Source organism: Streptomyces sp. GL_140 (assembly GCF_057834465.1).
In genome coordinates this window covers 2,981,939-3,007,726 of the sequence record NZ_CM174404.1, presented here as the reverse complement: position 1 = coordinate 3,007,726, position 25,788 = coordinate 2,981,939, and the positions used below count along the sequence as shown (strand labels likewise).

Here is a 25,788-nt window from a genome sequence, read left to right as displayed (position 1 = left end):
GACTGGCCCCGCGACACGCCGCCGAAGGGGCTACGGGGCGATGGGCCAGCCGCGCATGGCGAAGACGCCCTCGTCGACGGCGCCGGCCGCTTCGTAGGTGGCCAGGGCCGCCTCGTTGTCGGTGTCGACGCCCACCCACATGCCGTAACAGCCGCGCGCCTCGGCCTCGGTGGCGAGCGCCAAGGTCAGGGCGCGGCCGATGCCGCGCCGCCGGTAGCCCTCGTCCACGGAGAGCTCGTAGAGGCACATTTCGGTGCCCTTGTCGGGGTGGCTCATCTCGATGCCGGAGACCATGCCGGCGGGTACGCCGTCCACGTAGGCGATGAGCATCAGGTGCCCGGGGGCGGCGAGGAACCGCTCGGACCACTCCGGGCGGACGGGCCCGTCGAAGAGGGGTTCCGCGGCTTGGAGTTCGGCGGGGGTGCGGGCGGCTCGGATGTCCATGGCGGCGACGATAACGGCCCGGTGTCCGAGGGGGCGCCGGATGCCGGTACGGCGTGGCGCGCGGCGTGGGAGCCCTGCCCGGCCGGGTCAGGCGGTAGCCGGGTCCGCCGTGCGCAGGGCGAGGGCGGCGGCGAAGCCGGGCGGGGCGGGGAGATCCGCCAGGGTCCAGCCCGGGACCAGGGCCGGGGTGGCGGCGGAGCCGACGTAGGGCTCGACGAGGCCGAGCGCCACGCCCGTCCCGATGCCCTTGAGGCAGGCCTCCTTGCGGGACCACACCCGGGCCAGCGCCCGAGGCCGGTCCGGCTCGGCGAGCGCGCCGAGCTCGGCGGTCTCCGCGGGGTGCAGGCTGTCCAGCACGTCGGCCACCACGGCCGCACTCGGAACTGCCTCCACGTCCACGCCGACGGGTACCCGCGCGAAGGCGAGGAAGGCCATGTCGTCGCTGTGCGAGAGGGAGAAATGCGGCGCGTCGGTGCCGTCGCGGAGCCGGCCGTCGGCGTCGGCGACGGCGGGCCGGCCGTGCGGGCCGCCGCAGCTCGGGCACTCCTCGCGGACCAGCACCACGTCGGCCGGAGCCATCCCCAGGTGGGCGGCGAGCAGCACCCGCAGGCCCAGGTGCGAGGCCAAGTACCGGTGGCGGTCGGCCGCTCTCAGCAACTGCCCGGCGCGATCGCGCTCGGCCGCGTCCAGCACGGGCAGAGCCTCGTCGACACGGAGCCCGCCGACCACGTCCAACGTGGTGTCCAGGGACCACACCGCGGGCAGCGAACTCACGCGCGGCGCCTCGGCACCGAGCCGGTTCACGCCGAGATCGTTCGCATGCGTGGTCATCGCGAAAGCCTAACCGCATGCGGTGCGACGGCTGCGGTGGCGGCGACGAGTCCCGGCACAGTGGCGCCCGTTGCGGGCCGGATCCCGTCCGCAGGGGCGACCCGGGGTGCGGGGAGTTTCCGGAGAGTGCGCGGATCAGCGGGTGTGCTTCGCCGCCGGATGGACCGGCGTCCCGTCATGCGGCCCCGGGCCGGGCGACGGAGTGCCGTCGGTCCAGGCGTAGACGTCCTTGCCGCGTACCGTGACCTGGTACTGGTAGTAGTCACGGCATTCGGGCCGTTCCCCGGCCCGGATGTCGCGCGGCCACCACTTGGCCGCCAGCGCCGTCCGCGCGTTCTTCTTCGGCTTGCCCGCCGAGCACTGCGGACCGTCGAGCGGGGTCGCGCCCAGAGTGAACCGGATCAGCCGCGCGTCGCCGTTGGTCCGCGCCTTTATTCGGACATCGGTGGCGTCCTTCGGTATCCAGTCGGGCAGTACCCACGCCGGCCTCCCGCGCGTCGGGGCGTCGGCAGCCGTCGCGAACCGCTTGCCCTTTTCGTTGAACACGTGGGCGTTGATCGTGTCGGTCAGGGGGTTGTTCGGGAGGTTGGGGAGGGCGATGGCGGCGGTGGCGAGGACTCCGACGGTTGCTGCGGCGATGACGAGAGGACGGCGGCTCATGTGTACGAGTATTCGTGGCGCGATCCGTAATCCGCGTCCCTCTCGAGGACGAACCGGATCTCTGCCGAAAGGGTGACATCGGCTCATACCTGAGTCCTGCTCCTGTCCTTGGACAGGAGGCCGCAGAGCCGGAGCCAGAGGATTATGCCCTCGCTACGGGGCTCTGGGTAGGGTGCGCTGACCTGCACGAAACCCCTCCCCGGAGGGAGGGGTCGGGACGGGACGCGGGAAGTGCCCCCGGCAGGACTCGAACCTGCGGCCAAGTGCTTAGAAGGCACCTGCTCTATCCACTGAGCTACGGGGGCCGGAAGGTGGCCGTGGTGGCCTGGAGCCCCGGGGTGGGGGTGGGACTGTGGTCCGTGCCGGGTCAAGGATAGGGCTCCGGTTGCCTTGTCCCGGTTGCTTCACCCGCGTGCCACGATGTGTAGGTTCGGTGAAGCGGTCCCGATAATCGCAGGCAGGTGCGATTCTCGCATCGCTTTTGCGTCGTGGCGCCCTGGGTGTTGTGCACTCGTTATGCCTGCGCCCCACTCGTCCGCACTGTCCAGAATGTCCCAGTGGAGTAGCGCTCGGCGCGCAGAGGACGTATAAGCTTCAAAAATGGCCCCAAATTGGGCATTCTTCGTATGTGGTGACCTTGGATGTTCGGCCTCAGCTGCTCGATGCCCTGTCCGCCCTGCGCGACCGGGTCGCGTCCGTGCGTCTGCCGCTGCCCCTGCCCGGCGCTCCGCGCGCCCGCCAGACCAGAGCCGAGCTGCTCGCGCAGCTCGACGACTACCTCGTACCCCGGCTGAAGGCGCCCGAGGCGCCGCTGCTCGCCGTCGTCGGCGGGTCCACCGGGGCCGGTAAGTCCACCCTCGTCAACTCCCTCGTGGGGCGCAAGGTGAGTGAAGCCGGAGTCCTCCGGCCCACGACCCGGACCCCCGTGCTCGTCTGCCACCCGGATGACCACCACTGGTTCGCCGGGATGCGTGTGCTCCCCGACCTGATGCGGGTCTGGGAGCCGCAGGCCGACGAGGACGTCCTTCCGGCCGCCCGGAAGACCCCCCACCGGCCGGGCGACGGGCACGGGAACGCCGCCACCCGCGAAGTACGCATCGAGACCGTCTCCACCCTGCCCCGCGGTCTCGCCATCCTCGACGCCCCCGACATCGACTCCCTCGTCGTCGACAACCGCACCCTCGCCGCCCAGCTCATCTGCGCCGCCGACGTCTGGGTCATGGTCACCACCGCTTCGCGCTACGCCGACGCCGTGCCCTGGCACCTCCTGCGCACCGCCAAGCAGTACAAGGCCACCCTGATCACCGTCCTCGACCGGGTCCCGCACCAGGTGCTCGCCGAGGTCTCCCGGCAGTACGGGGCCCTGCTCACGCGGGCCGGGCTGGGCGAGGTACCGCGGTTCACGGTTCCCGAGCTGCCCGAATCGGCCGGCGGGGGCGGGCTGCTGCCCGCCAGCGCCGTCGCACCGCTGTTCGCCTGGCTCACCCATCACGCACAGGATCCGGCCGCCCGCCAGTACGCCGTCGGGCGCACCGCGCTCGGCGCCCTCGACTCCCTCGGGCGCCGGATGCCCGAGCTCGCCTCCGCCGTCGCGGCCCAGCACGCCGCCGCCGTGCGGCTGACCTCCGCCGTCGAGGACGCGTACAAGCGGGAGGGCAAGCGGGTCCGCAACCGGCTCGACCGGGGCGCCGTGCTCGCCGGGGACGCGCTGACCCGCTGGCGCGGCTACCCGCTCGACACGAGCGCCGACGAACTCCTCGACTCGCTCGCGGAATCCCTCGCCGCGCTCCTCCAGTGCGCCGTCGCCGCCGCCGACGAGCGGATCGCCGACGCCTGGCGGCGCGAGCCCGCGGCCGGCGCCGTGGCGCTGCCGGCCCCCGACCGCGAGGCGGCGGAACGTATCGGCATGGCCGTACGGCGCTGGCGGCGCGTGCTGGAGGAACTCGCCGAGGAGGAGGTCGCGCGGCTCGACAAGCAGCCCGCACCCGACCCCGACGGGATCGCCGCCCTCCTGGTCGCCGCCCTCCTCGGCGGCAAGCGTGCCCGCCCGGCGGGGGAGAAGCTCGCCGAACGGATCGGCGTACAGGCCGTCGTACGCCTGCGCGAACGCGGCGGGGAACTGGTCGGAGAACACCTCGACCAGGTGCTGCGCGCCGAACGCGACCGCCGCCTCGCCCCCATCGAGGCGCTCGAAGTCAGCCCCGAACCCCAGGCCGAGCTGATCGCCGCACTGTCCGTACTGCAGAAGGAGAGGTGACGCGGTGACCGCTTTGACCGATCGGACCGACGACCGGTGGGACGACGGGCTCATCGCGCGCTCGCGCCCCCGGGTCGCCGACGACGACTGGCCCACGACCGGCGGCGACGAGGGCGACGACGCGCTCGTACGGGCGGTCTCCGGCGCGGGCAACGACGGCGGCAAGGTCCCCGCGCCCCCGCTCAGCCCTGAGGCGCAGGCGCTGCGCGTCCGCCTCGACGCACTGCGCCAGCTCATCGGACTCTCGCGGACCCGGATCCTCGACGGCAAGACCCTCGCCGAGGCCGGACGGGTGCTGGACGAGGCGGCGGCCCGGCGCGGGCTGTCGGCCCAGCACACCGTCGTCGCCATCGCCGGGGCCACCGGAAGCGGCAAGTCCACCCTCTTCAATTCACTCGCCGGAGTGCAGATCTCCGAGACCGGGCTGCGCAGGCCGACCACCGCCGCACCCATCGCGTGCAGCTGGTCGGACGGCGCCGCCGGCCTCCTGGACCGCCTGGAGATCCCCGGAAGGCTGCGCCGCCGGCCCCGCGAGACCTCGGAAGCCGAGGCCCTGCGCGGCATGGTCCTCGTCGACCTCCCCGACCTGGACTCGGCGGTCGGCGCGCACCGGGACCACGTGGACCGGGTCCTGGCGCTGGTCGACGCGGTGGTGTGGGTGGTGGACCCGGAGAAGTACGCGGACGCGGTGCTGCACGAGCGGTACCTGCGCCCGCTGGCCGGCCACGCCGAGGTGACCTTCGTCGTGCTGAATCAGGTGGACCGGCTGCCCGGCGAGTCCGCCGATCTCGTACTGGACGACCTGCGCAGGCTCCTCGACGACGACGGGATCGCGCTCGGCGAGCACGGCGAGCCCGGGGCCACCGTCCTCGGGCTTTCCGCTCTTACGGGTGAAGGTGTCGGGGAGCTGCGGGAGATGCTCGGACAGTTCACCCAGGAGAAGGGCGCCGCGACCCGGCGGATCTGCGCCGACGTCGACCGGGCCGCGGCGCGCCTGCGGCCCCTCTACATCGCCGACGGCCACGCCGGGCCGGAGATCGGGGAGGTGGCGCGCGCCGAGTTCGAGGACCGGCTCGCCGAGGCGGTCGGGGCCTACGCGGCCGGGCTCGCCGCCGAGCGGGCCTGGCGGCGCAATGCCGGAAGGGCGTGCGGCACCCCGTGGCTGCGGCTGTGGCGGTGGTACGAGAGCCGGCGCGCCCCGCGCACGCTGGTCGGCCTCGCCGCCCTGGCGGCGATCGGCCGTTCGCCGGCGGCCCCCGAGGTGCCGGCCGAGGAGGAGGTGACGGCCCGCCAGCGGGTGGAACAGGCGGTGCGGACCGTCGCCGACGAGGCGGTCCGCGGCCTGCCGGACCCCTGGGCGCAGGCCGTACGGGAGACCGCGGTCCGCGGCGCCGAACGGCTGCCGGAGGCGCTGGACGAGATCGCGGTGACCCTCGACGCGGCGATCGCGGTGCCCAGCGCCAAGCCGCCGCGGCCCTCGTGGTGGCCGGCGGCGGTGCTCGCGCAGGCGGCCATGACCCTGCTCCAGATCTACGGCGGGCTCTGGCTGGTCGGGCAGATCGTCGGCGTGCTGGAACCGCGGCTGATGCCGCCGGTGCTGCTGATGGTGGCGGGCATCATCGGCGGCCCGCTGGTGGAGTGGGCCTGCTCGATCGGGGCCCGGGGCCCGGCCCGGCGGTACGGGCAGGACGCGGAGCGCCGGCTGCGGCAGGCGGCGGCCGGCTGCGGACGGGCCCGGGTGCTGGAGCCGGTGGCGGCGGAGCTGCTGCGCTACCGGGAGGTGCGCGAGCAGTACGCGACGGTGGCGAGGTTTTCCACAGCGCGTCAGTAATCCACAGGCCCGAGCGGGTTCCGGCGGACCGGGCCAGCATGGTCGTACCTCGTGCGGATGGTCCGGGCGGGTACGGAAATGCGGATCGGGGCGGCGCGTTGCCGAGCGCGCGGCCGCGACCCCGGAAGGACGGCCGGGATGAACGACACCCAGGTGACGCTGGTGGGCTACGTGGCCACCCAGATCGACTACAAGGAGACGACGAGCGGTCCGGCGGCCAGGTTCCGCTTCGCCGTCACCCCGAGGTACTACGACCGCAAGAAAGAGGCCTGGGCGGACGCCCCCACCAGCTTCTACACGGTGTGGGCCCGGCGCGTCCTCGCCGTGAACCTCGCCGGATCCGTTTCCGTGGGGGAGCCGCTGGTGGTCCACGGGCGGCTGCGGGTACGTGACGCGCCACCCGACGCGGAGGGGAACAGGTGGTTCTCGGCGGAGATCGACGCGACCGCCATCGGGCACGACCTGAACCGGGGTACGGCAGCCTTCCGACGGGTCGTCAGGACGGACACACCGCTGATGGGTACTCAGAAGGCGGCGGTGGTCTGAGTGTTCGAGGCGGCTAGGATTCCCCGGTACTCACGGGCACCTGGGCCTTCGGCCCGAAGGGGAAGACTGTGTCGATTGCCGTTCCCGCATCCTTCGTTCCTGCTGCCGCTCACCCTGATACTCCGGATTCCGCTTCGGATGCCGGTCGGACTCCTGCCGTTCCTCCGGGCGCCGGTCCGGCCCGCGTCCCGGCCGGCGCGGCCAGACGGGGCTCCGCGCGGCTGCCCATCGCGGTGGCGTTGCTCGCCGCGGCGCTGGCCGCGGCGCCGGGCGCGCGGGCGGCCGCCGACACCGGTCCGCTCCCACCCAGGGCGCTGGAGGGCGCGAGCGCCGTGCTGGACGGGCTGAAGACCTACGGGCAGGCGGTCCTGCGCGGAGCGGACGGCTCCGTACGGCAGATCCCGGCCGGACTGTACGAGATGCGGGTCGACGGCGGTGGAATGCTCCAGACCTACGGAGTCGGCATCGCGGGCAACGCGCAGCCCCAGGCCCGGTACGCCGAGAGCGGGTGGAGCGGCACTCCCCTGGCCGGGAGCGGCGAGGGCGGCCGGGTCCGCTGGGTCCTGGAGCACTCCTACCCCCAGCTGAACGATCTCGCCGGGCTGGCCAGGGCGGCCGGAGCCGCCGGGCTCACCGCGGAGAGCGCGGCGGCCGGGACCCAGGTGGCCATCTGGCGACTGGCCGACGGCGTGCGGGTGGAGGCTGCCGATCCGCAGGCGCAGAAGCTGGCCGAGTACCTCCAGCGGGAGGCGGGGCGGCTGCCGGAGCCCCCGGCCTCGCTGGGGCTGGACCCCGGTGAGGTGTCGGGGCCGGCGGGCAGCCGGATCGGGCCCGTCACCGTGCGGACGGGTGCGCAGAGCGTGAGCGTGACCCCGGACGCGGCGGCCGTGGCCATGGGGGTGCGGGTGCTGGACGCCGAGGGGCGGCAGGTCGACACCGCCACCAACGGGACGAAGCTGTTCTTCGAGGTGCCGGCGGGGACGCCGGACGGCACCGCCTCGGTCACCGTGCACGGGTCCACGCGGGTCCCGGTCGGGCGGGTGTTCACCAGCGGGGTGTCCGCGCAGGCCCAGATCGTGGCGGGCTCCAGCGAGTCCGCTCTCGGTGCCACGGCCACGGCGAAGTGGCCGCGGCCCGCGGCGGTCCAGGCGGCCGACGCGAAGGACGCGGCGGCCTCGGGTGCGACGGTGTCGACGCTCGGCACGCTGTCGGTGCCCGCCTCGGCGAGCATGTCGGACACCTCGGAGGAGCGGCTGGCCACCAGCGGCAGCTCGACGGCCACCCCGGTCATCGCATCCCTGGCGGTCGGCCTGGTGGTGCTCGGCGGCCTCGTCGTGCTGCTGCTGCGCAAGCGTCCCCTGGAAGAGGGTCACGGCCCGGACCGGGAGTCGGGCGGGGAGTAGGCCTCCCGGCCGGAGCTCCGTCGGCGTTCCGGCCGGTGCCTTCGAGTCCGTAACCGGATGATTTCAATCCACTTCAATTGAAATGGATCATGTGGTTCTCCGTGGCTAAGGTGAGCCGGCAAACATGATCATTTCAATGTTGAGGTGCTGCTTGTGAAGTTGTCCCGGATAGCCGCGTCGGTCGTCACGGCGGCCATCGCCCCGGCCGTTCTGCTCGCCCCGCCGGCCTTCGCCGCCGGCTCGGCGGCCCCCGCGACCCCGGCCCCCGCGTCCGCCCCGGACGCCGCCAAGGGTGGCGAGCAGGCCGGGAAGAAGGACGACGGCGGTGGGCAGCAGGCCGAGGACGACAGGGTCGCCATCCTGCGCCTGATGGCGGCGACGCCGGTGGGCTCGGACTTCCGCAAGGCGGGCAGCAGGGCCATCGACGAAGGCCCTGCCGCCATGCGGGCCTTCCTGGAGACCGGCCAGTACGTCGTCCGGGACCAGGACAACCGGGTGCGGATCTCTCAGATCATGAGCCAGTCCCAGATGAACTCCGAGGTCAGCGCCGGCATGGTCGAGGCGGGCGAGGCCGCGCTCAAGGGCACGGCGGCCGACCGCGTGGCCTTCCTGGAGAAGGGCCAGTACGAGGCCCGCGACGACGACAACCGCGTCTGGATCGCGCGGATCGTCGGCAGGGCCCAGGCCGGCACCGGCGTCAACAGGGGTGTGATCGAGGCGGGCAAGGCCGCCCTGAAGGGCACCCCCGCCGAACGCGAGGCCTTCCTGGAGACCGGCCGTTTCAAGGCCCGCACCAGCGACATCCTGGTCGAGCTGGCCCGGATCGAGGGCACGGCGGGTCCGATCCTCGCCAAGGGGATCGACAGGATGTTCAACACCAGCCCGACCCTGGCGGAGCTGGAGCAGTTCCTCGCGGTGACCCAGTTCGAGCTGCGCGACGAGGACAACCGCCTCGCCATCTCGAAGATCGTTGATGCCGGTGGTCCCGAGGTGCAGAAGGCCGGCAAGGCCGCCCTCAAGGGCACCCCCGCCGACCGCGAGGCCTTCCTGAAGAGCGGGCAGGCCGAGGCCCGCGCGAAGGACGAGAAGGCAGGCGGAACCAAGCCGGACACCGGGACGGGCACCGGCACCTCGGGGGTCGTCGTCGCCGACGCGAAGAACGGCTCCGGCGCCACCACGGGCAACGCCAACGTGACCCCGGCCGGTTCCAGCGGAACCGACGTGCTCGCCTCCACCGGTACCGACCCGCTGTGGGCGTCCACCGGAGCGGGCGCCGCGCTGGTCGCGGGCGCGGGCTTCGTGTTCGCCGCCCGTACCCGCCGCCAGGGCCCCAAGGCCTGACCCGGAGCGGGCGCCGACGCCGCCGCGACGGCATCGGCGCCCCGCTCCGCGGCCACCCCGGACCCCGAGGGCGCCGGGCTCCTCAGCCGGACGGCTCCAGGCCTCCGTTGCGCAGGTCGGCCGCCTCCAGGCCCCCGCTACCCGGGCCCACCGTGCCCGGGCCCACCGCACCCGGGCCCACCGCACCCGCGACCGTTTCGCCCCGGCGGTCGTCCACGCCGAGATCCGCCCGCATCGCGTCCCGCATGTGCTCCCAGCGCGCCCAGAGGGCCAGCAGCTCGGCGTGGATCTCCTCGAACGAGCCGTCCGGGGTGGGATCGCCCTCACCCAGGCGCAGCGTCCGGTGGTACGTCCCGGCGAGGGTCTTCGTCATCAGGTCGAGCTCCGCGAGCACCGTCCCGGAAGCGACCATCTGCGCCTCGGCGAACGCGGAGTGGTGCGCACGGCGGGCCTCCTCCAGCAGCGCCCGCTCCTCCGCGGTGACTTGCGCCCTGTGGACGAGCCACAGGAACGACATGAGGGCGATCCGGTACCTCCGGTACGCGGCATTGGCCGCCGTGTAGCAGTCGCGCCTGCGGGCCTGCTCCGCCAGCTCCTGTTCCCGCAGCCACCGCTCGCGCGCGACCCGCTGCTCGCGGTCGAACTGCGCCGCCTGCACCCCCGCCACCATCCGCTGCGACAGCACGGTCGCCAGCAGCGTCCCGGCCACGCCCACGACGGCGGCTCCCAGCGCGATCAGCCCGTTGTCCACGGCTCCACTGCTCCCCCCACCTCGGCCGCGGCCCCCCGGCCGCCACCTGCTCCGCGCCATCCTGCCGTGTTGCCCGGCCGGGCGCGGGTCCCTCGGTTCCTCCGTCCGTCACCTGCGAGAACGTCCCCCGGAGCGATCGCGGCCGGGGCCGCCGGGACCCCCTCCGGTCGGTGCGCAGGTCAGGGCCCCGGGACCATACGGGTTTCCCCCCGGGGATGGACGTCAGGCAAGATGGGGTGTATCTGCCCACCCATCGATCTGCCGGACGGTTTCTCTTGGCTGAGTTCATCTACACCATGCGCAAGACGCGCAAGGCGCACGGCGACAAGGTGATTCTTGATGACGTCACCCTGAACTTCCTGCCCGGCGCGAAGATCGGTGTGGTCGGCCCCAACGGCGCCGGTAAGTCCACCGTCCTCAAGATCATGGCGGGCCTGGAGCAGCCGTCCAACGGTGAGGCGTACCTGTCTCCCGGTTTCACCGTCGGCATCCTCATGCAGGAGCCGAAGCTCGACGAGTCCAAGACGGTCCTGGAGAACGTCCAGGACGGCGCGGCCGACATCATGGCCAAGCTGAAGCGCTTCAACGAGGTCGCCGAGGAAATGGCGACCGACTACACCGACGCGCTGCTGGACGAGATGGGCAAGCTCCAGGAGGTCCTGGACCACGCCAACGCCTGGGACCTCGACGCCCAGCTGGAGCAGGCCATGGACGCCCTGGGCTGCCCGCCCGGCGACTGGCCCGTCACCAACCTCTCCGGTGGCGAGAAGCGCCGCGTCGCGCTTTGCAAGCTGCTGATCGAGGCCCCGGACCTGCTCCTCCTCGACGAGCCCACCAACCACCTCGACGCCGAGTCGGTGAACTGGCTGGAGCAGCACCTTTCGCAGTACAAGGGTGCCGTCGTGGCCGTCACCCACGACCGTTACTTCCTGAACAACGTCGCCGAGTGGATCCTCGAGCTCGACCGCGGCCGCGCCCACCCGTACGAGGGCAACTACTCCACCTACCTGGAGAAGAAGGCCACGCGTCTCAAGGTCGAGGGCCGCAAGGACGAGAAGCGCCAGAAGCGCCTCAAGGAAGAACTGGAGTGGGTCCGCTCCAACGCCAAGGGCCGCCAGACCAAGTCCAAGGCCCGTCTCGCCCGCTACGAGGAGATGGCGGCCGAAGCGGACAAGATGCGGAAGCTGGACTTCGAGGAGATCCAGATTCCGCCGGGCCCGCGTCTGGGCTCGATCGTGGTCGAGGTCAACAACCTCTCCAAGGCGTTCGGTGACAAGGTCCTGGTCGACGACCTGTCCTTCACGCTGCCGCGCAACGGCATCGTCGGCATCATCGGCCCGAACGGCGCCGGCAAGACCACGCTCTTCAAGATGATCCTCGGTCTGGAGGCGCCGGACTCCGGCTCCGTCAAGATCGGTGAGACCGTCAAGGTCTCGTACGTCGACCAGAGCCGCGCCAACATCGACCCCAAGAAGTCGCTGTGGGCCGTCGTGTCGGACGAGCTGGACTACATCAACGTCGGCCAGGTCGAGATGCCGTCGCGCGCGTACGTCAGCGCCTTCGGTTTCAAGGGCCCGGACCAGCAGAAGGCAGCCGGCATCCTGTCCGGTGGTGAGCGCAACCGCCTGAACCTGGCGCTGACGCTCAAGGAGGGCGGCAACCTGCTGCTCCTCGACGAGCCCACCAACGACCTCGACGTCGAGACCCTGTCCTCGCTCGAGAACGCGCTCCTCGAATTCCCCGGTGCGGCCGTGGTCATCTCCCACGACCGCTGGTTCCTGGACCGGGTCGCCACGCACATCCTGGCGTACGAGGGCGAGTCCAAGTGGTACTGGTTCGAGGGCAACTTCGAGTCGTACGAGAAGAACAAGGTCGAGCGGCTCGGAGCGGACGCCACCCGTCCGCACCGTGCCACCTACAAGAAGCTCACCCGAGGCTGAGGGCTGAGGTCACAGACCATGGCCAGACACCACTACCGGTGCCCCCTGCGCTGGGCAGACATGGACGCCTTCGGGCACGTCAACAACGTGGTCTTCCTCCGCTACCTGGAGGAGGCGCGGATCGACTTCATGTTCCGCCTCGCGCCGGGGGAGGGCAGTGAGTCCTTCACGGGCGGTTCCGTCGTGGCCCGCCACGAGATCGACTACAAGCTGCCCCTCGTGCACCGTCACGAGCCGGTCCTCATCGAATCCTGGGTGACCCGGATAGGCGCCGCGTCCCTGACCATCCGCTACGAGGTCAAGGACGAGGCGACCGAGGACGCGCCCGAGACGGTCTACGTGCGGGCCGAGACCGTGGTCGTGCCCTACAACCTCGCCGAGGGGCGGCCCCGCCGCATCACGGCCGAGGAGAAGCTCTTCCTCCAGGAGTACCTGGACGAGCCGAAGGCGAAGCCGCAGAGCGGCGCCGCCGCCACCGTCGGGGGCATCGCGGCATGAACGGGCAGCTGCACTTCGCCGACTCCGGGGAGGCGGCGGACCTCGCCGCCTTCCTGGGCCGGCTGGTGCACTACGACCGCGCCGCCGCCGTACGCCTGCAGGCGCAGGCCGGCGGCGGCGCGCTCGCCGTCTTCGGGCGGCCGCCGTCCTTCGACGTGCTGGCCATCCGTACGGTGCGCCTCGCCGCGCCCGTCGGGACGCCGCTGGACGTCACCGTGTCGGCCGGAGAGCTGCTGGAGTCGGTCGACGAGACCTCCGGCGCGGCCGTCGTCCCCACGCCCGTCACCGGACCGCCCTGGGCGGGGGTGCTCCCGCCCCGCGGCGGCTGGGCCCCGGTCGCCGGGCTGCCCGGACCCGAGGCGATCCGCGCGGCCCTGGCGGCCTCCGTCGCCGAATTCCGGGCCCGTGACGAGGCACTGCCCCCGCAGCACCGGACCCGGTCCGAGCGCGACCGCATCGGCCGCGAGATCTGGTCCCGCACGCTGGGGGACACCGAACTTCCGCTGCGCGCCGTCCACGCCGCGCAGTCCCTGGGCTTCCTGCGGCCGGTACGGTCCACCGTGCCCGCCGGTCCCACCCCGCCCGGAGCCCCCGAACCGGTGGCGCTGCTCGCGTCCGGGGGCTGGCTGCGGCTGCGCACCCCGTACGGGTCGATCGCCACGCGCCGCCCCGGCGGCCTCGGCGCGCTGCTGGTGCGCCCGGTCTGACCGCCGGCCCGGGCGCCCGCCCGGTCGTCGGCGCCGTCGTCGGCCCGCTAGCCAGCGGTGTTGACCATGGATGCCGCGGCGTACGTCAGGTAGCGCCACAGCTGCGCCTCGTACTCCGGGGCGAGGGCGAGCTCGTCCACCGCCACCCGCATGTGCTTCAGCCACGCGTCGTGCGCCGCCGAGTCCACCTGGAACGGGGCGTGCCGCATGCGCAGGCGCGGGTGGCCGCGGTTCTCGCTGTAGGTGTTCGGGCCGCCCCAGTACTGCATCAGGAAGAGCGCGAACCGGTCCTCGGCGGGCCCGAGGTCCCCTTCCGGGTACATCGGCCGCAGCAGCGGGTCCTCGGCCACCCCTTGGTAGAAGCGGTGCACCAGACGGCGGAAGGTGTCCTCGCCGCCCACCAGCTCGTAGAAAGTCTGCTCCTGGACCGTACCCCGCGGAATCTCGTTCACCCGACCATCGTCTCAGACGCCCGGACGGAGGACCCCGGTCCTAGGACCTCTCGGGGCGGACCTCCAGGGGTCGCCCGCGAGCCCCGTCCGCAGGACAGTGGAGGCATGGGCGCTGACGCCGGGGTACGTGACATGCGGGAGACCGCGCATGCCGCCCAGGTACGGGAACTCACGGCCGCGGGGGCGCTGGGGGACCCGGCCTGGCGGGCGGCCTTCACGGCCGTACCGCGGCACGTCTTCGTCCCGTACTACTTCACCGGCCGCGGGGCCGGACACGAGCGACTCTGGGCGGAGGACCCCGATCCGGAGCGGCGGGCCCGCTGGCTGCGCGGGGTCTACGCGGACGCCCCGCTCGCCACCCGGCTGCGCGACGGCGAGCTGGTCTCCTCCAGCAGCCAGCCCTCGCTGATGGCGAACATGCTGGAGGCCCTGGACGTGCACGACGGGGACAACGTGCTGGAGATCGGCGCGGGCACCGGCTACAACGCGGCCCTGCTCTGCCACCGGCTCGGCGACGGCCTCGTCACCACCGTGGACCTGGACGAGGAGATCACCGAGTCGGCGCGCGCGCACCTGGCCCTGCTCGGCTACCGGCCCGCGGTGGTCACCGGCGACGGGGCGCGCGGCTGCCCCTCCCGGGGCCCCTTCGACCGGATCCTGGTGACCTGCACGCTTCCGCTGATCCCGTCGGCCTGGCTCGCCCAGTGCCGTCCGGGGGCCCGGATCCTGGCCCCGCTGTCGACCGGGCTGATCGCGCTGACGGTGCGGGACGAGGGGTTCGCGGAGGGCCGCTTCCTGCACACCCCGGCGTACTTCGTACCCCTGCGGGGCGCCACGGCGGCGCCGCCGGGCACCTACGGGACCCCGCAGGGGCTCCCGTACGAGCTGGTGGAGAACGAGCGCTTCCAGTTCATGCTGGTGCTGACCTCGGGCGCGCTGCACCCCAGGGAGGCGCTGGACCTGTGGCGGCGCGAGGACCGGCCGGCGCGCGAGCGCTTCGGGGTCACCGTCACCACCGAGGGGCAGTGGTCCTGGCTCGACGACCCTCAGGGGCCCTACGTGTGGCCCCTGGGGGAGTCGGACCGGGCCTAGGCCGCCTGGCCGTGCTCTCTCAACCCTGGCGGATGGTGATCGTGGTCCAGGCGCCGACGTGGACGCGGTCGCCGTCACCGAGCGGGACCGGCACGTAGGGCTGGATCGATTCCTCGCCGCCGTTGATCGTGGTGCCGTTGGTGGAGTTCTGGTCCACCACGGCCCAGCTGCCGTCGGGCTGCTGCACCAGCACCGCGTGCTGGTGCGAGACGCCCGGGTCCTCCGGGGGCACCGACAGGTCGATGTCGGGGGACTCGCCCGTCGAGGCACGGCGGCGGCCGATGGTGATCTGCCCGCCGCCGAGCGGGAGGTGCTGCTCGGGGGAGTACGCGGGCAGGTTGAGGCCCGCCGCCTCGGGGCCGCTGCGGTGCATCATCGCCATGAAGTACGAGCGGTCCGGGCCGATGGTGGCGGTCCAGGGGCCGCCGCCCTGCTGACGGGGCGCGAAGGGCTGCGGCTGCTGCTGCTGCTGTTGGTGCTGCTGCGGCGGCTGGTACTGGCCCGTCGGCGCCTGCTGCTGGTACTGCTGCTGCGGGGGCGGCGGAGGCTGCTGCTGGTACTGGGGCTGCTGGTACTCCTGGTGCGCCGGAGGCGGCAGCATCCAGTCGTCCTCGCGCTGCAGCGGCTCGGCGGCGCGGTTGACCTGGGAGCGGCTCGATCCCTCGTACTCGAAGTGGTCCTGGGAGTACGCGGGCGGGGCCGACGGCGCGACCGGGGGCGGCGGCGGACCGGGCGTGCCCTGGTGCTGACCGAGGCCCTGGCCCTGACCGAGGCCCTGGCCCTGACCGAGGCCCTGGCCCTGACCGAGGCCCTGACTCTGGCCCGGGTTCTGACCCTGGCCGAGGTCCGGGGCGAGCGGGGTGTACGAAGTCGCCGTACGGGTCAGGAAGTTGTACCGGCACTCCTCGCAGAAGGGCGCCATGGCCTCGCGCGGGGTCCGGCACTGCGGGCAGAGCTCGGCCTGGGCGGTCGGCTCACCGGTCGGGGGGTAGCCGTAGCCGTAGGAGGGCGCCGCGGGGGTGCCCGTAGGGGCAGCCATGCGGTGACCGCAGACCTCGCACCAGTCGTCGGAGGCGGACTGGTGCCCGTTCGGGCAGGTCGGCATCGCGGCGCTTCCTCCTTCTTCCTGCGCCATCGCGGCAGGTCTTCGTCTTCGTCTGTGTAATCGTCTGTCTGTTCGGCGTGCGTCTCTGTGCTGAGCGTCAGGCCTTTTTCACTCGAACGGTTTGGGTCGAACGCGTTTCAAGGGTCATCTCGTCCGCATCGGCGACCTTTGCCTTCAGCCGCACAGTACCCGCCGCCGCATCGACGACATCCACCACCTTCGCGAGGAGCTTCGCCGTGTCCGCGTTGCCCGAGCTGCTCGCCAGCTGCACGGCGCGGCCGAGCTTCGCCGTGGCTCCGCCGACATCACCCAGTTTGCGGGCTTCGAGACCCTGCTGGATAGCCTGCGCGAGCTCCGCCTGCCCGGTGTAGTGGGCGACTTGGGCGTTGATGGCGGTCGACGCGGCGAGGTCGTTCGTCCACACCGCGCGGACCAGGCCCTGGGAGAGGACGGTCGGGGGTTCGCCGGGCGCCCCCGGCATGACGAGCGAGGCGCGGGCGGCCAGCATCTCCTGTCCGACGGCAGCGCCCGGGACCCGTACGCACACGTGGTACTCGCGGGACTCGTCGCCCCAGGAGCCCGTCGGGTAGTCCCCGGCGCGCGGGCCCGCCTCCGTACGGCGGTCGGTCAGGTCGTGGACGGCCGGCGCGACCTGCTTCACGTACTGGATCTCCACGCCCACCGGGGTCCACAGGCGCAGTGCGACGTCCGCGACCTCCTTGCCCATGACGTTCTCCATCATGTGCGTGAAGTCCTCGCTGAGGTGGGCCGGGTCAGCCACGATGTCGGCGGTGCCGAGCAGTGCGCTCGCGATGCCGGTGACCTCCCTGACCTCCCAGTCGGTCCCCACGCCACGGGCGTCACAGGTGAAACGGCCCGCACAGGCGTCGAGGGTGGCGCGGAGCACCTCCGGCTTCTCGTGCTCGTTGCGGCCGTCGGTGAGCAGGATCCCGTGCCGGATCGCGGCGGTGGACTGGCGCAGCAGCCCGTCGGCGAGGCGCAGCCAGGTGCCGATGGCGGTGCCGCCGCCGGAGGAGAGGCCGCGCAGGGCCTCCTTGGCCTGGGCGCGGGTGGCGGCGTCGGCGGTGGCGAGGCGGCCCTGGCCGGGGTAGACCTCCTTGGCCACGTGGGTCCCGGCGATCACGGCGAAGGAGGTGCCGTCGCGGAGGGTGTCGATCGCGGCGGCGGTGGCCTCGCGGGCTCCGCGCATCTTGTCGGGCGGGTACTCCATGGAGCCGGAGCAGTCGACCATGATCACGACGGCGGCGCCCTGCGCGGACGTCCGGGTGGCGGTGGCCCCACCGGTGGAGGTGACCGTGACGATGGCGTGGACGTCGCGGCCGCCCTCCGGGAGGTACTCGTTCTGGTACACCTCCACGCTGAAGCGCGGGGCGCTCGGCTTGGCGAAGTTCGCCATCGGTCGGTACTCCTCGCAGACGGGGGTCAGGCCTGGACCGGGGTGGGGCCCCCGGGTGCGGCGAAGGGGACGACGGCCACGGTGACGTTGTCGTGCCCGCCGCCGTCGAGCGCGTGGCCCACCAGCACCTGCGCGCTGTGCAGGGGCCTGGCGGCGGCGTCGGCGGGGAGCACCTGGGCCATGTCCCGGGCGGATTCGGCGTAGTTCCACAGGCCGTCGGTGCAGACCACGATCACACCGTCGTGATCGGGCTTGAAGGTGGCGGTGTGCGGTTCCAGGTCGTACGCGTCGGCCCCGAGCCAGCCGGTGATGGCGTGCGCGCGGACGTCGGCGTAGGCCTCGGCCTCGCCCATCAGGCCCGCCGCGACCATCTGGGCGGCCCAGGAGTCGTCCTCGGTGAGGCGGCGGGGGAGCGCGGCGCGGTCGTCGGGGACCCAGTAGGCGCGGCTGTCGCCGACCCAGCCGATGGTCAGCAGGCCGCCGCTGACGACGGCGCCGACCAGGGTGCAGGCGGGGGCGTTCTGGGCGCCGGGCACCTCCGGGGCGAGGGCGTTGACGGCCGCGGCGGCGGCCAGGATCGCCTCGTGCATGGCCTCCTGGGGGTGGGCGCCGCGGGGCAGGGCGTCGAGCAGGGCCTCGTTGGCGGCGGCCGCGGCGGCGGCCGAGGCCTCGTCGGGGCGGCTGGCGGAGGAGACGCCGTCGCAGACGATGGCCACGGTGGCGGCGGATCCGTCGGGCAGCGCGGTGGCCGCCACGGCGAAGGAGTCCTCGTTGCGGTGGTGGCGCAGCCCGCGGTCACTGACGGCGGCGACGCTCCCGAGCTCCTCTTCGAGGTGGTCCCGCTCCCGGGGCTGGGCGTGCCCGCAGTGCTCGCAGTACCCGTCGGTGTCCACCCGCCCGGCCCGGCAGGCCACGCAGGTCTTGCCGGCGCCCTCGCCCTCCGCGCGACCGGCGGGGTACGGGGCCTCGGCCTGCGGGGCGGGGCTCCCGTACGGGGCTTCGCCGCCGGGACCGGGGTCCTGCGCGCCGGTGTTCCAGTGGGTTGCGCCCTGCGGGGCGGCGATGCCGTAGGAGGTGTCGGGCCCCGGGGCCGCCCCGGGGTTCCCGTGGTCGGGCTGCTGCCCGGCGGGCACGCCCAGCGGGGGCGTGCCGTCGTACGGGGCTTCGCCCGCCGGGGCCTGCCCCTGGGGGGCCGCGAGGCCGTACCAGGCTTCGGCCGCCGGGCCCTGCGGGGTCGCCGCGGCGTACGGGGCTTCGGGCCGCAGGGGCGCGCCGTGGGCGGGCTCCGGGGCGGCGGCCGTGTCGGACCAGCCCGCGGGGCCCTCGATCAGAGTGGGGGCGGCGGTGGACACGCTGCCCCAGCCGGGCGCGGCCTCGCCGGCGTACCCGGTGGCGGCTGGCCCGCCGTATCCGACGTGGGCGGTGGCGCCGGAGGGCCGGGACACGAGGCCCTCCTCGTGCGAGACGGCTCCGCGCGTGGCCGGGACGGCGGCCGGGGGCGGGGCGACGGCCGCGGCGGCAGCCGGGACCGCCACCGCAGCCGGGTCCGCGGGGGCAGCCGCCGCCACCGCAGCGGCGGCAGCCTGGGCCACCGCCGGAGCCGCGGCCGGTGAAGCGGCGGCCACCGACGGCGACGCCGGCCCCGCGGGGTCGGCGGCCGTCAGGGCGTAGCCGCAGAGGCCGCAGAAACGGTCACCCTCCTCAAGGGGCTCCGCGCAGCTGGGGCAGCCCGACAGCCGATGCATCGACATCAATCACACCCACGTCCGGGGACGGAAACGGTTTGCCCGCTCCACCAGTTCGATCCTCTCCTCGCCCCGCTGCGCCAGCCGTGCCAGCACGCGAAGCGAGCGCTCCAGGCCGAAGCGCAGCCCCCGCTCGTCCAGTTGGCAGCCGAGCAGCGAGGTCGGTCCGGGGTCGGAACCCCGGCTACCCGACAGTACCCAGTCGAGCGCCGCCCCCAGAACCTCCGACCTCAACCGCTCGTGGCGCACCGAGTCCAGGCCGAACCTGCCCAGCGCCTCCACCTGCGCCGCGGCCGCCGCCAGATCGGTCAGCAGGGCGTCCTGCGGTGACCGGTCGCGCAAGCGTGCCCGTACGGCGGCCACCCGGGCGGCGGTGTGGTGGATCGACACCTCGGGCACGGATTCCAGCGTGTGCACCGCCGCGTCCCGGTCCCCGGCGGCCAGTTGCACCCGGGCCAGACCGAATGCCGCGCCGACGAACCCGGGGTCCGTGGCCCACACCAGTCGGTAGTACTCGGCGGCGTTGTCCAACTGCCCGAGGACCTCGGCGCACAGCCCCAGCGCCAGCTTCGGCGCGGGCTCGCCGGGGAAGGCGTCGTAGACGGCGTCGAAGGACAGGGCGGCCGTCTCGTCCTCCCCGACGGCCAGGGAGGCGATGCCGCGGGCCCACACCACCCGCCAGTCGTCGGGATGCCGCTCCTCCAGCCGGGCCAGCGCCTCGGCGACGAGGGGCGCGTCGGTCTCGCCCAGTTCGAGCCGGGCCCGGAGCTCCCGCAGCCGCAGTTCGGCGGAGTCGGCCGGGGCCGAGCTCAGCGCGCCCAGCAGGTCGGCGGGTGCGGAGGCCAGCAGACCGGCCAGGAAACCGGCGTTGGGGTCCGTCGCGTCGACCAGCGGCACGGGCAGCGCCAGCGAGGCCTCGCGGGTGTTCAGCGTCGACAGCGCCGGCCGCGCGGGCGCGGGCGAAGGCGCGGACAGGGGTAGCGGCGGCGCCGGCGGCGTCCCCGACGGTGCCTGCCGCGGCGCGGGTACGGCGGATCCGGCGCCGCCGGCCTTGTGCGTGGCCGTCGTCACCAGCCCGGTCGTCCCGTACCCGGTGATCGGCGCCGCCGGGGCGGACGGCGGGACGGCGGGAAGGGAGGCGGGTCCCGCCGCCGGCGGGGCGGCCGCGGGAAGAGGGGCCGGTGCGGCGCCCCGGCGCTTCACGGCGCGTGCGCCCAGCCGGGAGACCTCCGCCCCCGGCCCGTCGGCGAACAGCCGGTCGTCCGGGACCCGGAGTTCCGGCCCGAAGAGGGTGGAGACCTGCGGCCTGGGCTGACCGGTCTGGAGCGCGACGACCTCCCGCAGCACTCCCGTCAGCTGGTCCGCCATCTCCTGCGCGGAGGCGAACCGCCGTCCCGGATCGGGGTCGGTGGCCCGTACGAGCAGCCGGTAGAAGGATTCGTACCGCCCGAACACCTCGATGTGCTGCGGGTCCGGCAGCGAGTCCACGAAGACGTTCGTGTACCCCTGGAAGTCGAAGGTCAGGACGGCCAGCGTGCGCGCCACCGTGTACAGGTCGGAGGCGACCGACGGGCCGACGTCCCCGACCTCCGGTGCCTGGTAGCCGACGGTGCCGTAGATGGCCGACTCCTCGTCGTCCATCCGCCGTACCGCGCCCATGTCGATCAGCTTCAGCTGGTCGGCCTGCTGGATGGCGTTGTCGACCTTGAAGTCGCAGTACAGGAGGTTCCTGCTGTGCAGGTGGCCGAGGGCCTCCAGCGCCTCGATGCCGTACGCGCACGCCTGCTCGACCGGCAGCGGATCGCGCCGCCCGTCCGGCCGCCGCCGCTCGTTGGCGATCTCCTTGAGCGACTTGCCGCCGACGTACTCCATGACGATGTACCCGTCCAGCGAACCGGTCCGCTGGTCCAGGTGCTCCACGAAGTTGTAGATCCGCACGATGTTGGAGTGCTCGATCTCCGCGAGGAAGCGCCGCTCCGAGATCGCGGCGGCCATCGCGTCCTGGTCCCCGGTGTCGAGCAGGCCCTTGAGGACCACCCACCGCCGGGACACGGCCCGGTCCACCGCCAGGTAGACCCAGCCGAGGCCGCCGTGCGCGAGACAGCCCGCGACCTCGTACTGGCCGTGGACGAGGTCACCCGCGCGGAGCTTGGGGACGAAGGAGTACGGATGCCCGCATTTGGTGCAGAAACCTTCCGTCCGGCCTGGCCGTTCACCGCGGGCCCGGCCCACCGGAGCGCCGCAGTCCGAGCGCGAACAGAACCGCTTGCGCTCCGGCACCTCCGGATTCTCCAGCACCGCCTCCGAGGGATCCGGACGCGGCACCTCCGGTACGGCCACCAGCCCGGCCCCGAGGCGGCTGCGGCCCGAGACGGCGGCGGCCGAGCCCGAACTGCGCACCGACACCGACCGGGTGGACGCGGCCCCCGACAGACTGCGCGAGAGCCGCCCCGACACCGAACGGCGCGAGGAGGAGGAGCGCGAGGACCGGGAGGCCCGCGAGGACGAGGAGGAGGAAGCGGACCGTCCGGACCCGTGGGAACCCTGCGATTCCCCGTGGCGCGCCGCGCTCGTCATCGCGGTCGGCACCGACACCAGCGGCTCGGCGCCCGCCGCGACGGCTCCCGCGGGCGCCAGCCCGCAGGTGTCGCAGTACAGCTCGCCGCCGCCCATGTCCTCGTACGAACCCGGGCAGCCGGGGCGCATGCACGCCGTTCCGATCAGACTCATGCGTCCCCCTCCCTCGGCCTCTCGGCCCATTCTCGATCCTGCGGTGACTGTGGTGACTGCGGCTGCTCGATCGACTGCGGTTGATGATCCTGCGGTTGTTGCGGCTGCCGTGAAACCAGTGTCTCCGCCACCGACCACTGATAGCGCAGAACGGCCTCCTCGGCGGCCCGCAGATCGCACGGCGCGCTCCACAGCATCCGCCGGGCCGTGTCGTACCGCTCGATCAGCAGCGGATCCTCCGCCATGCCGTGCCGGGCCACCTTCGCCTTGTAGGCGTCGAGCCGTCCGCGCAGCTCCGCCCGCATCGCCAGCGGTGCCGTCACCGCGGTCAACGATTCACGGGCCCGCAGCAGTTCCTCCTCGGCACGCTCCTCCAGCGACTCCAGCAGCGGCGACAGCCGGTGCCACTGCGACTGCCGCCGGTACTCGGCCGCCGCCGACAACTGCTCCTGCAGGGCCGTCGGCGGGCCGCTCACCGCGGGCACCTCGGACGCCGCGATCTTCGCCAGCACCTCGCCGCGCGCCACCCGGGCCTCCGCCAGGGTCCGGTCGGCCCGCGAGAGCACGTCCCGCAGACCGATCAGCCGCTGCTCGGAGTCCTGCCGGACGACTCGCACCGCCTCGACCTCCCGGCGTACGTCCTCCAGCGCCAGGGCGGCCCGGTCGTAGCGCCCGGTGTCCGGGCGGCCACCCCCCGGGGCCGAACTCCCCGCCACCGCGACCCAGAACGCCAGCGGGTCCTCGATCACCCGGGCCCGCAGGTCCGCCAGTTCGGCGGTGATGGCCTCCAGGTCGTCGCCCGAGGGGTGTTCCCCCGGCCGGACCCCGACCGAGTGGGCCAGGGAGCGGGTCCGGTGCAGTTCGGCGGAGAGCAGGTCGATCCGGGCGGGCAGGGCCGACCACACCGAGTCGGCGGCGACCACCACGTCCAGGGAGCCCGCGTACAGCTCGTTCATCCGGGCCACCAGCTCGGCGAGCGAGAACCGCTCCGCCAGCGCCACGCCCTCCACCGCGGCCCCCGCGATCAGCACGCCGGGCCCGCTCAGCCGGTCCGTCAGCTCGACCAGGTCCTCGCGGGTCGGCCAGCGGCGCCGCTCCCGGATCTCCCGGGCGGCGGCCAGTGCCCCGCTGTAGGCGTCGAAGTACCGCCACAGCCGGGTGATGGAGGCGTCGGCCTCGGCCCACCGCTCCTTGGTGACCCCGGTCAGCCCGGCGCCCTCCAGCAGCCGCCGCCCGGCATGGTCCTGGAGCGCGAGCAGGGAGGTCTCGACGGCCTCGTGCTCCGCGCCCAGCCGGGCCAGCGCACGGTCCACGCCGTCCCGGTCCATCACCGGGGGCTGTGCCCCGAACGACCGTGCCTCCACGGGCTCCGCCTCCGCCTTCGTCTTCGGTCTCCTGGCGCCGGGCTCCGAATCCGCCACCGGCCTCAGTCCCGGTACTTGGGCGCGGGCGGGCCGCTCACGCCGGGCAGCACGGGCTGGAGGTGGGTCTTGTAGGCGGTCATCCAGGGGCTGTTGTCACCGCCCGCGCGGTAGTCCTCCAGCACCTTGTTGACCCGGCGCACCAGATCGCCGGCGTCCTTGTTCATGGCCACCCCGTAGAACTCCTTGGTGAAGGGGGAGCCCACCAGCTGGACCGACGGGTCCTGCGCGGCCTGGCCGGCCGCGAGGGCGTTGTCCGTGATGATGCCGTCCACCTCGCCCAGCTGCAGCCGCACCAGGCAGTCCAGCTGGTTGGGCACGCTGACGGGAACGGCGCCGTACGACTGGGCGGCGAGCGCGGCCTCCGCCGTGGAACCGGCCGCCGTGCAGATCCGCTGGCCCTTCAGCGAGGCGTCGTAGCCGGTGATCTTCGAGACCTTCGGCGCCAGCACCTGCTGGCCCGCCTCGAAGTAGGCCGTCGAGAAGGCGACGTCCTCCAGACGCTTGCAGTTGATCGTCATGGTCCGCACGACGATGTCGACGGTGCCGTCCTTGAGCGCGGGGATGCGCTGGCTGGTGGGGATCGCCCGGTAGATGACCTTGTTGGGGTCGCCCAGGATGTCCTTCGCTATCGCCTTGACCAGGGCGATGTCGAAGCCGTCGAGCTCGCCGGCCGGGTTGCGGTAACCCCACTTGAAACTGTTCTGGTCCACACCCGCGACGAGGTGGCCCGCGGCGCGGATCCGCTGGATCGCCGACCCGTCCAGCCCGCCCGGGCGCAGGCTGGCTTCCGGGTCCTGGCAGGTGTCGCCGGGCGCCAGCGGGGCGACGGCCATCCTGGCCGGCTCGCGCACCGTCGGGACGTGCCCGGTCCCCGGGGCCGCCTGGGCCAGGGGCAGCAGGACGGCGGCGGCCGTCAGCGCGCAGGCAACGGCCATGGCGCTGACCCCGCCCCAGCCGCGCAGCCGGCCCGAGAGCCGCCGCACGCCGCGGAGCGCGCGGCCCTCGTGCGCCGCGTGGCCCGCGTGACCCTCGTAGCCCTCCGGGCCCTCGTAGCGCTCCGGGATCTCGTGGACTCCGGTGCCCGCGTACCGCTCCGTGCGCCGGACCTCGCGCCTGACACGTCTGCGCATCGCTCTCACCTGTACTCCGAAAGCCTGCGCCCGATGCCGAGCAGTGCCGCCGCCGCGCCGACGACCGCCAGGGCCGCCGCGCCTGTCACCAAACCGTCGAGCGCGCCGAGACCGCCCTCGGCGGCCCGGGTGAACTGCTGCTGTTCGTGGGCCACGGCCTGTTCCAGCGAGGCGTCCACCGTGTCGAAGGCGGCGCCGCTGTACTCCTTGTGGTCCTTGTCCCCGATGACCTGGCCGAGGGCGCCCTGGTAGTCGCCCTTCAAGTCCGTCTGCCGGGCGGCCGCGTGCAGTTCCTTCCACCGCTTCACGCCGTCCGCCGCACGGGCGACCGGCGTCCGGCCGGCCTCGTCGTCGGCGAGCTTCAACGCCGTCGCGAGGCCCGCCTCGAGGCCCTTCATGTCGTTCCCGAAGTCCACGTCGTACTTGTCGGACTTCTTGTCCTCGGCCAGCACGGCGCCGCGCGAGATCAGCGTCAGGTTCTCACTGGCCCGTGCCTGCAGCGAGGCGATCCGCGCGTCGTTGAGCACCTTCAGCGACTCCTGCCCCTGGGTGCGGGCCTCGCTCAGCCCCGACCGGGCGACCGTGTGCCCCGCGGCCAGCCACAGCAGCACCACCAGCGAGGCGGCGGTCGCGACGACGAGCCCGTGGTTGAAGACCCGATGGGTACGCAGGTAGTTGCGCCGCTGCGCCCATGCCAGGGCGGCGAGCGCGAGCAGACCCGCCCCGATCGAGGCCAGCGGCAGGGAGCGGGCGTCGTCGTAGTCGGTGTAGAGCCGGCCGGTCTCCGCCTCGTAGAGCCGCTGGGCGGCCGGCAGCAGCTGGGTGCTCATCTGCTCGTTGGCGTACCGGAGATAGGCGCCGCCGAGCGGAAGGCCCTGCTTGTTCGTGGCCCGCGCCTGCTCGATCAGGCCCGCGTAGCGGGGCAGCTGCTCGCTCAGCAGGGTGATCTGCTTGCGGGAGTCCTCGCCGGCCCCGGTGTTCGCGGCCGCGCTCACCAGCAGCCGCGACGCGTTGGCTATGTCCTTCTCGTACCGCTGGCGGACCTCGCGCGGCTCGTCGCCGCCCGCGAGGAACCCGCTGGAGGAGACGGTGTCGGCGTCCGCGAGCGAGCGGTAGATGCTGGCCGCGTCGGCGCTCAGCGGCTGGCTGCGGCCCACCACGTCGTCGGCGGCCGTCACCCGGCCGGAGATCTCCCAGACGGAGACCAGGCCGAACAGCAGGACCAGCGCGGCCAGTACCGCACCGATGATCCGCAGCCGGCCGGGCTCGGTCGTGGCGGCGGCGCGCAGCTGCTCCACGCCCTCGGCCCAGGCGGTACTGCGTCCGGGCAGGCCGTCGGGCGGTGGCGCCGGCGGGCCGGAGGGCGCCGCGACGGCGCCGCCCGGCGCGGGCGCGCGTGATGTGATGGCCACCGTGACCTCCCCCTCGGTCCTGAGTGCTTGGCAGCAGTATGGCCTTAGTGAGGGTCGACCACAGCACCCGGT

At 73.4% G+C, this 25,788-nt stretch carries 21 protein-coding genes and 1 tRNA gene; 9 read left to right on the top strand and 13 right to left on the bottom strand.

The window, feature by feature from the left end:
- Window positions 1–30: 30 nt before the first annotated feature.
- The 4 genes from AC3IYJ_RS14030 to AC3IYJ_RS14015 form a co-directional block, all read right to left on the bottom strand.
- Window positions 31–444, bottom strand: a complete 414-nt coding sequence (locus AC3IYJ_RS14030) for a GNAT family N-acetyltransferase (RefSeq protein ID WP_489401629.1) — start codon at window positions 442–444, stop codon at window positions 31–33.
- Window positions 445–531: 87 nt separating this feature from the next.
- Complete coding sequence (locus AC3IYJ_RS14025; protein WP_489401628.1) at window positions 532–1,275, bottom strand: 4'-phosphopantetheinyl transferase family protein; 744 nt, start codon at window positions 1,273–1,275, stop codon at window positions 532–534.
- 135 nt (window positions 1,276–1,410) lie between these two features.
- Window positions 1,411–1,935: a hypothetical protein gene (locus AC3IYJ_RS14020; RefSeq protein ID WP_489401627.1), complete on the bottom strand. Its 525-nt coding sequence runs from the start codon at window positions 1,933–1,935 to the stop codon at window positions 1,411–1,413.
- Window positions 1,936–2,167: 232 nt separating this feature from the next.
- Window positions 2,168–2,240: transfer RNA gene (locus tag AC3IYJ_RS14015), tRNA-Arg, on the bottom strand.
- A 332-nt stretch (window positions 2,241–2,572) separates the two neighbouring features.
- Here AC3IYJ_RS14015 and AC3IYJ_RS14010 point away from each other — a divergent pair.
- The 5 genes from AC3IYJ_RS14010 (at window position 2,573) to AC3IYJ_RS13990 (ending at window position 9,313) form a co-directional block, all read left to right on the top strand.
- Window positions 2,573–4,192: a dynamin family protein gene (locus AC3IYJ_RS14010; RefSeq protein WP_489401626.1), complete on the top strand. Its 1,620-nt coding sequence runs from the start codon at window positions 2,573–2,575 to the stop codon at window positions 4,190–4,192.
- A 4-nt stretch (window positions 4,193–4,196) separates the two neighbouring features.
- The gene (locus tag AC3IYJ_RS14005) at window positions 4,197–6,023 is read left to right on the top strand and encodes a GTPase (RefSeq protein ID WP_489401625.1); all 1,827 of its coding nucleotides are present in this window, start codon (window positions 4,197–4,199) and stop codon (window positions 6,021–6,023) included.
- A 138-nt stretch (window positions 6,024–6,161) separates the two neighbouring features.
- Window positions 6,162–6,569, top strand: a complete 408-nt coding sequence (locus AC3IYJ_RS14000; protein WP_489401624.1) for a single-stranded DNA-binding protein — start codon at window positions 6,162–6,164, stop codon at window positions 6,567–6,569.
- Window positions 6,570–6,796: 227 nt separating this feature from the next.
- Complete coding sequence (locus tag AC3IYJ_RS13995; protein WP_489402807.1) at window positions 6,797–7,972, top strand: thioester domain-containing protein; 1,176 nt, start codon at window positions 6,797–6,799, stop codon at window positions 7,970–7,972.
- 144 nt (window positions 7,973–8,116) lie between these two features.
- Window positions 8,117–9,313 carry an ALF repeat-containing protein gene (locus AC3IYJ_RS13990; protein ID WP_489401623.1) on the top strand — a complete coding sequence of 399 codons (1,197 nt, stop codon included), beginning with the start codon at window positions 8,117–8,119 and terminating at the stop codon, window positions 9,311–9,313.
- An 82-nt stretch (window positions 9,314–9,395) separates the two neighbouring features.
- Here the strand turns inward: AC3IYJ_RS13990 and AC3IYJ_RS13985 are convergent, their stop codons facing one another.
- Window positions 9,396–10,064 carry a hypothetical protein gene (locus AC3IYJ_RS13985; protein ID WP_489401622.1) on the bottom strand — a complete coding sequence of 223 codons (669 nt, stop codon included), beginning with the start codon at window positions 10,062–10,064 and terminating at the stop codon, window positions 9,396–9,398.
- Window positions 10,065–10,339: 275 nt separating this feature from the next.
- On the opposite strand from AC3IYJ_RS13985, the gene ettA reads away from it, so the two are divergent.
- The 3 genes from ettA to AC3IYJ_RS13970 are packed head-to-tail and all read left to right on the top strand — an operon-like array spanning window position 10,340 to window position 13,209.
- Window positions 10,340–12,004, top strand: a complete 1,665-nt coding sequence (gene ettA / locus AC3IYJ_RS13980) for an energy-dependent translational throttle protein EttA (protein WP_489401621.1) — start codon at window positions 10,340–10,342, stop codon at window positions 12,002–12,004.
- 18 nt (window positions 12,005–12,022) lie between these two features.
- On the top strand, window positions 12,023–12,502 hold the full coding sequence (locus AC3IYJ_RS13975; RefSeq protein WP_489401620.1) for an acyl-CoA thioesterase: 480 nt from the start codon (window positions 12,023–12,025) through the stop codon (window positions 12,500–12,502).
- Complete coding sequence (locus AC3IYJ_RS13970; RefSeq protein ID WP_489401619.1) at window positions 12,499–13,209, top strand: DUF8010 domain-containing protein; 711 nt, start codon at window positions 12,499–12,501, stop codon at window positions 13,207–13,209. The genes AC3IYJ_RS13975 and AC3IYJ_RS13970 overlap by 4 nt, the downstream gene beginning before the upstream one ends.
- A gap of 47 nt (window positions 13,210–13,256) precedes the next feature.
- On the opposite strand, the gene AC3IYJ_RS13965 is transcribed toward AC3IYJ_RS13970, so the two are convergent.
- The gene (locus AC3IYJ_RS13965) at window positions 13,257–13,661 is read right to left on the bottom strand and encodes a globin (RefSeq protein WP_371615923.1); all 405 of its coding nucleotides are present in this window, start codon (window positions 13,659–13,661) and stop codon (window positions 13,257–13,259) included.
- 105 nt (window positions 13,662–13,766) lie between these two features.
- On the opposite strand from AC3IYJ_RS13965, the gene AC3IYJ_RS13960 reads away from it, so the two are divergent.
- On the top strand, window positions 13,767–14,753 hold the full coding sequence (locus AC3IYJ_RS13960) for a methyltransferase domain-containing protein (RefSeq protein ID WP_489401618.1): 987 nt from the start codon (window positions 13,767–13,769) through the stop codon (window positions 14,751–14,753).
- Window positions 14,754–14,772: 19 nt separating this feature from the next.
- Here AC3IYJ_RS13960 and AC3IYJ_RS13955 read toward each other — a convergent pair whose 3' ends face one another.
- The 7 genes from AC3IYJ_RS13955 to AC3IYJ_RS13925 all read right to left on the bottom strand — a co-directional run bounded on the left by AC3IYJ_RS13955 (window position 14,773) and on the right by AC3IYJ_RS13925 (window position 25,716).
- A complete protein-coding gene (locus AC3IYJ_RS13955) occupies window positions 14,773–15,858 on the bottom strand; it encodes an FHA domain-containing protein (protein WP_489401617.1) in 1,086 nt (361 codons plus the stop codon).
- Between the two features lie 97 nt (window positions 15,859–15,955).
- Entirely contained in the window at window positions 15,956–17,275 is a 1,320-nt protein-coding gene (locus tag AC3IYJ_RS13950; RefSeq protein WP_489401616.1) for a vWA domain-containing protein, read from the bottom strand.
- 26 nt (window positions 17,276–17,301) lie between these two features.
- Window positions 17,302–19,026 (bottom strand): PP2C family protein-serine/threonine phosphatase, encoded by a 1,725-nt coding sequence (locus tag AC3IYJ_RS13945; RefSeq protein ID WP_489401615.1) that lies wholly within the window; start codon window positions 19,024–19,026, stop codon window positions 17,302–17,304.
- A gap of 3 nt (window positions 19,027–19,029) precedes the next feature.
- Window positions 19,030–21,750 (bottom strand): serine/threonine-protein kinase, encoded by a 2,721-nt coding sequence (locus AC3IYJ_RS13940; RefSeq protein WP_489401614.1) that lies wholly within the window; start codon window positions 21,748–21,750, stop codon window positions 19,030–19,032.
- The gene (locus AC3IYJ_RS13935) at window positions 21,747–23,078 is read right to left on the bottom strand and encodes a hypothetical protein (protein ID WP_489402806.1); all 1,332 of its coding nucleotides are present in this window, start codon (window positions 23,076–23,078) and stop codon (window positions 21,747–21,749) included. Before AC3IYJ_RS13935 ends, AC3IYJ_RS13940 begins: the two co-directional genes overlap by 4 nt.
- Before the next feature lie 98 nt (window positions 23,079–23,176).
- Window positions 23,177–24,109, bottom strand: a complete 933-nt coding sequence (locus AC3IYJ_RS13930) for a glutamate ABC transporter substrate-binding protein (protein WP_489402805.1) — start codon at window positions 24,107–24,109, stop codon at window positions 23,177–23,179.
- A gap of 200 nt (window positions 24,110–24,309) precedes the next feature.
- Window positions 24,310–25,716, bottom strand: coding sequence for a hypothetical protein (locus AC3IYJ_RS13925; protein ID WP_489401613.1), 1,407 nt, complete (start codon window positions 25,714–25,716; stop codon window positions 24,310–24,312).
- Between the last annotated feature and the right edge of the window lie 72 nt (window positions 25,717–25,788).

What these genes read in the sequence shown, in the direction of transcription:
- AC3IYJ_RS14025 (WP_489401628.1), bottom strand. Translation starts at nt 1,275, where the DNA reads ATGACCACGCATGCGAACGATCTCGGCGTGAACCGGCTCGGTGCCGAG.
- AC3IYJ_RS13940 (WP_489401614.1), bottom strand. Translation starts at nt 21,750, where the DNA reads ATGAGTCTGATCGGAACGGCGTGCATGCGCCCCGGCTGCCCGGGTTCG.
- AC3IYJ_RS13975 (WP_489401620.1), top strand. Translation starts at nt 12,023, where the DNA reads ATGGCCAGACACCACTACCGGTGCCCCCTGCGCTGGGCAGACATGGAC.
- AC3IYJ_RS13945 (WP_489401615.1), bottom strand. Translation starts at nt 19,026, where the DNA reads ATGTCGATGCATCGGCTGTCGGGCTGCCCCAGCTGCGCGGAGCCCCTT.
- AC3IYJ_RS13950 (WP_489401616.1), bottom strand. Translation starts at nt 17,275, where the DNA reads ATGGCGAACTTCGCCAAGCCGAGCGCCCCGCGCTTCAGCGTGGAGGTG.
- AC3IYJ_RS13930 (WP_489402805.1), bottom strand. Translation starts at nt 24,109, where the DNA reads ATGGCCGTTGCCTGCGCGCTGACGGCCGCCGCCGTCCTGCTGCCCCTG.
- AC3IYJ_RS13935 (WP_489402806.1), bottom strand. Translation starts at nt 23,078, where the DNA reads ATGGACCGGGACGGCGTGGACCGTGCGCTGGCCCGGCTGGGCGCGGAG.
- AC3IYJ_RS13955 (WP_489401617.1), bottom strand. Translation starts at nt 15,858, where the DNA reads ATGCCGACCTGCCCGAACGGGCACCAGTCCGCCTCCGACGACTGGTGC.
- AC3IYJ_RS13970 (WP_489401619.1), top strand. Translation starts at nt 12,499, where the DNA reads ATGAACGGGCAGCTGCACTTCGCCGACTCCGGGGAGGCGGCGGACCTC.
- AC3IYJ_RS14030 (WP_489401629.1), bottom strand. Translation starts at nt 444, where the DNA reads ATGGACATCCGAGCCGCCCGCACCCCCGCCGAACTCCAAGCCGCGGAA.
- AC3IYJ_RS13960 (WP_489401618.1), top strand. Translation starts at nt 13,767, where the DNA reads ATGGGCGCTGACGCCGGGGTACGTGACATGCGGGAGACCGCGCATGCC.
- AC3IYJ_RS14000 (WP_489401624.1), top strand. Translation starts at nt 6,162, where the DNA reads ATGAACGACACCCAGGTGACGCTGGTGGGCTACGTGGCCACCCAGATC.
- AC3IYJ_RS14020 (WP_489401627.1), bottom strand. Translation starts at nt 1,935, where the DNA reads ATGAGCCGCCGTCCTCTCGTCATCGCCGCAGCAACCGTCGGAGTCCTC.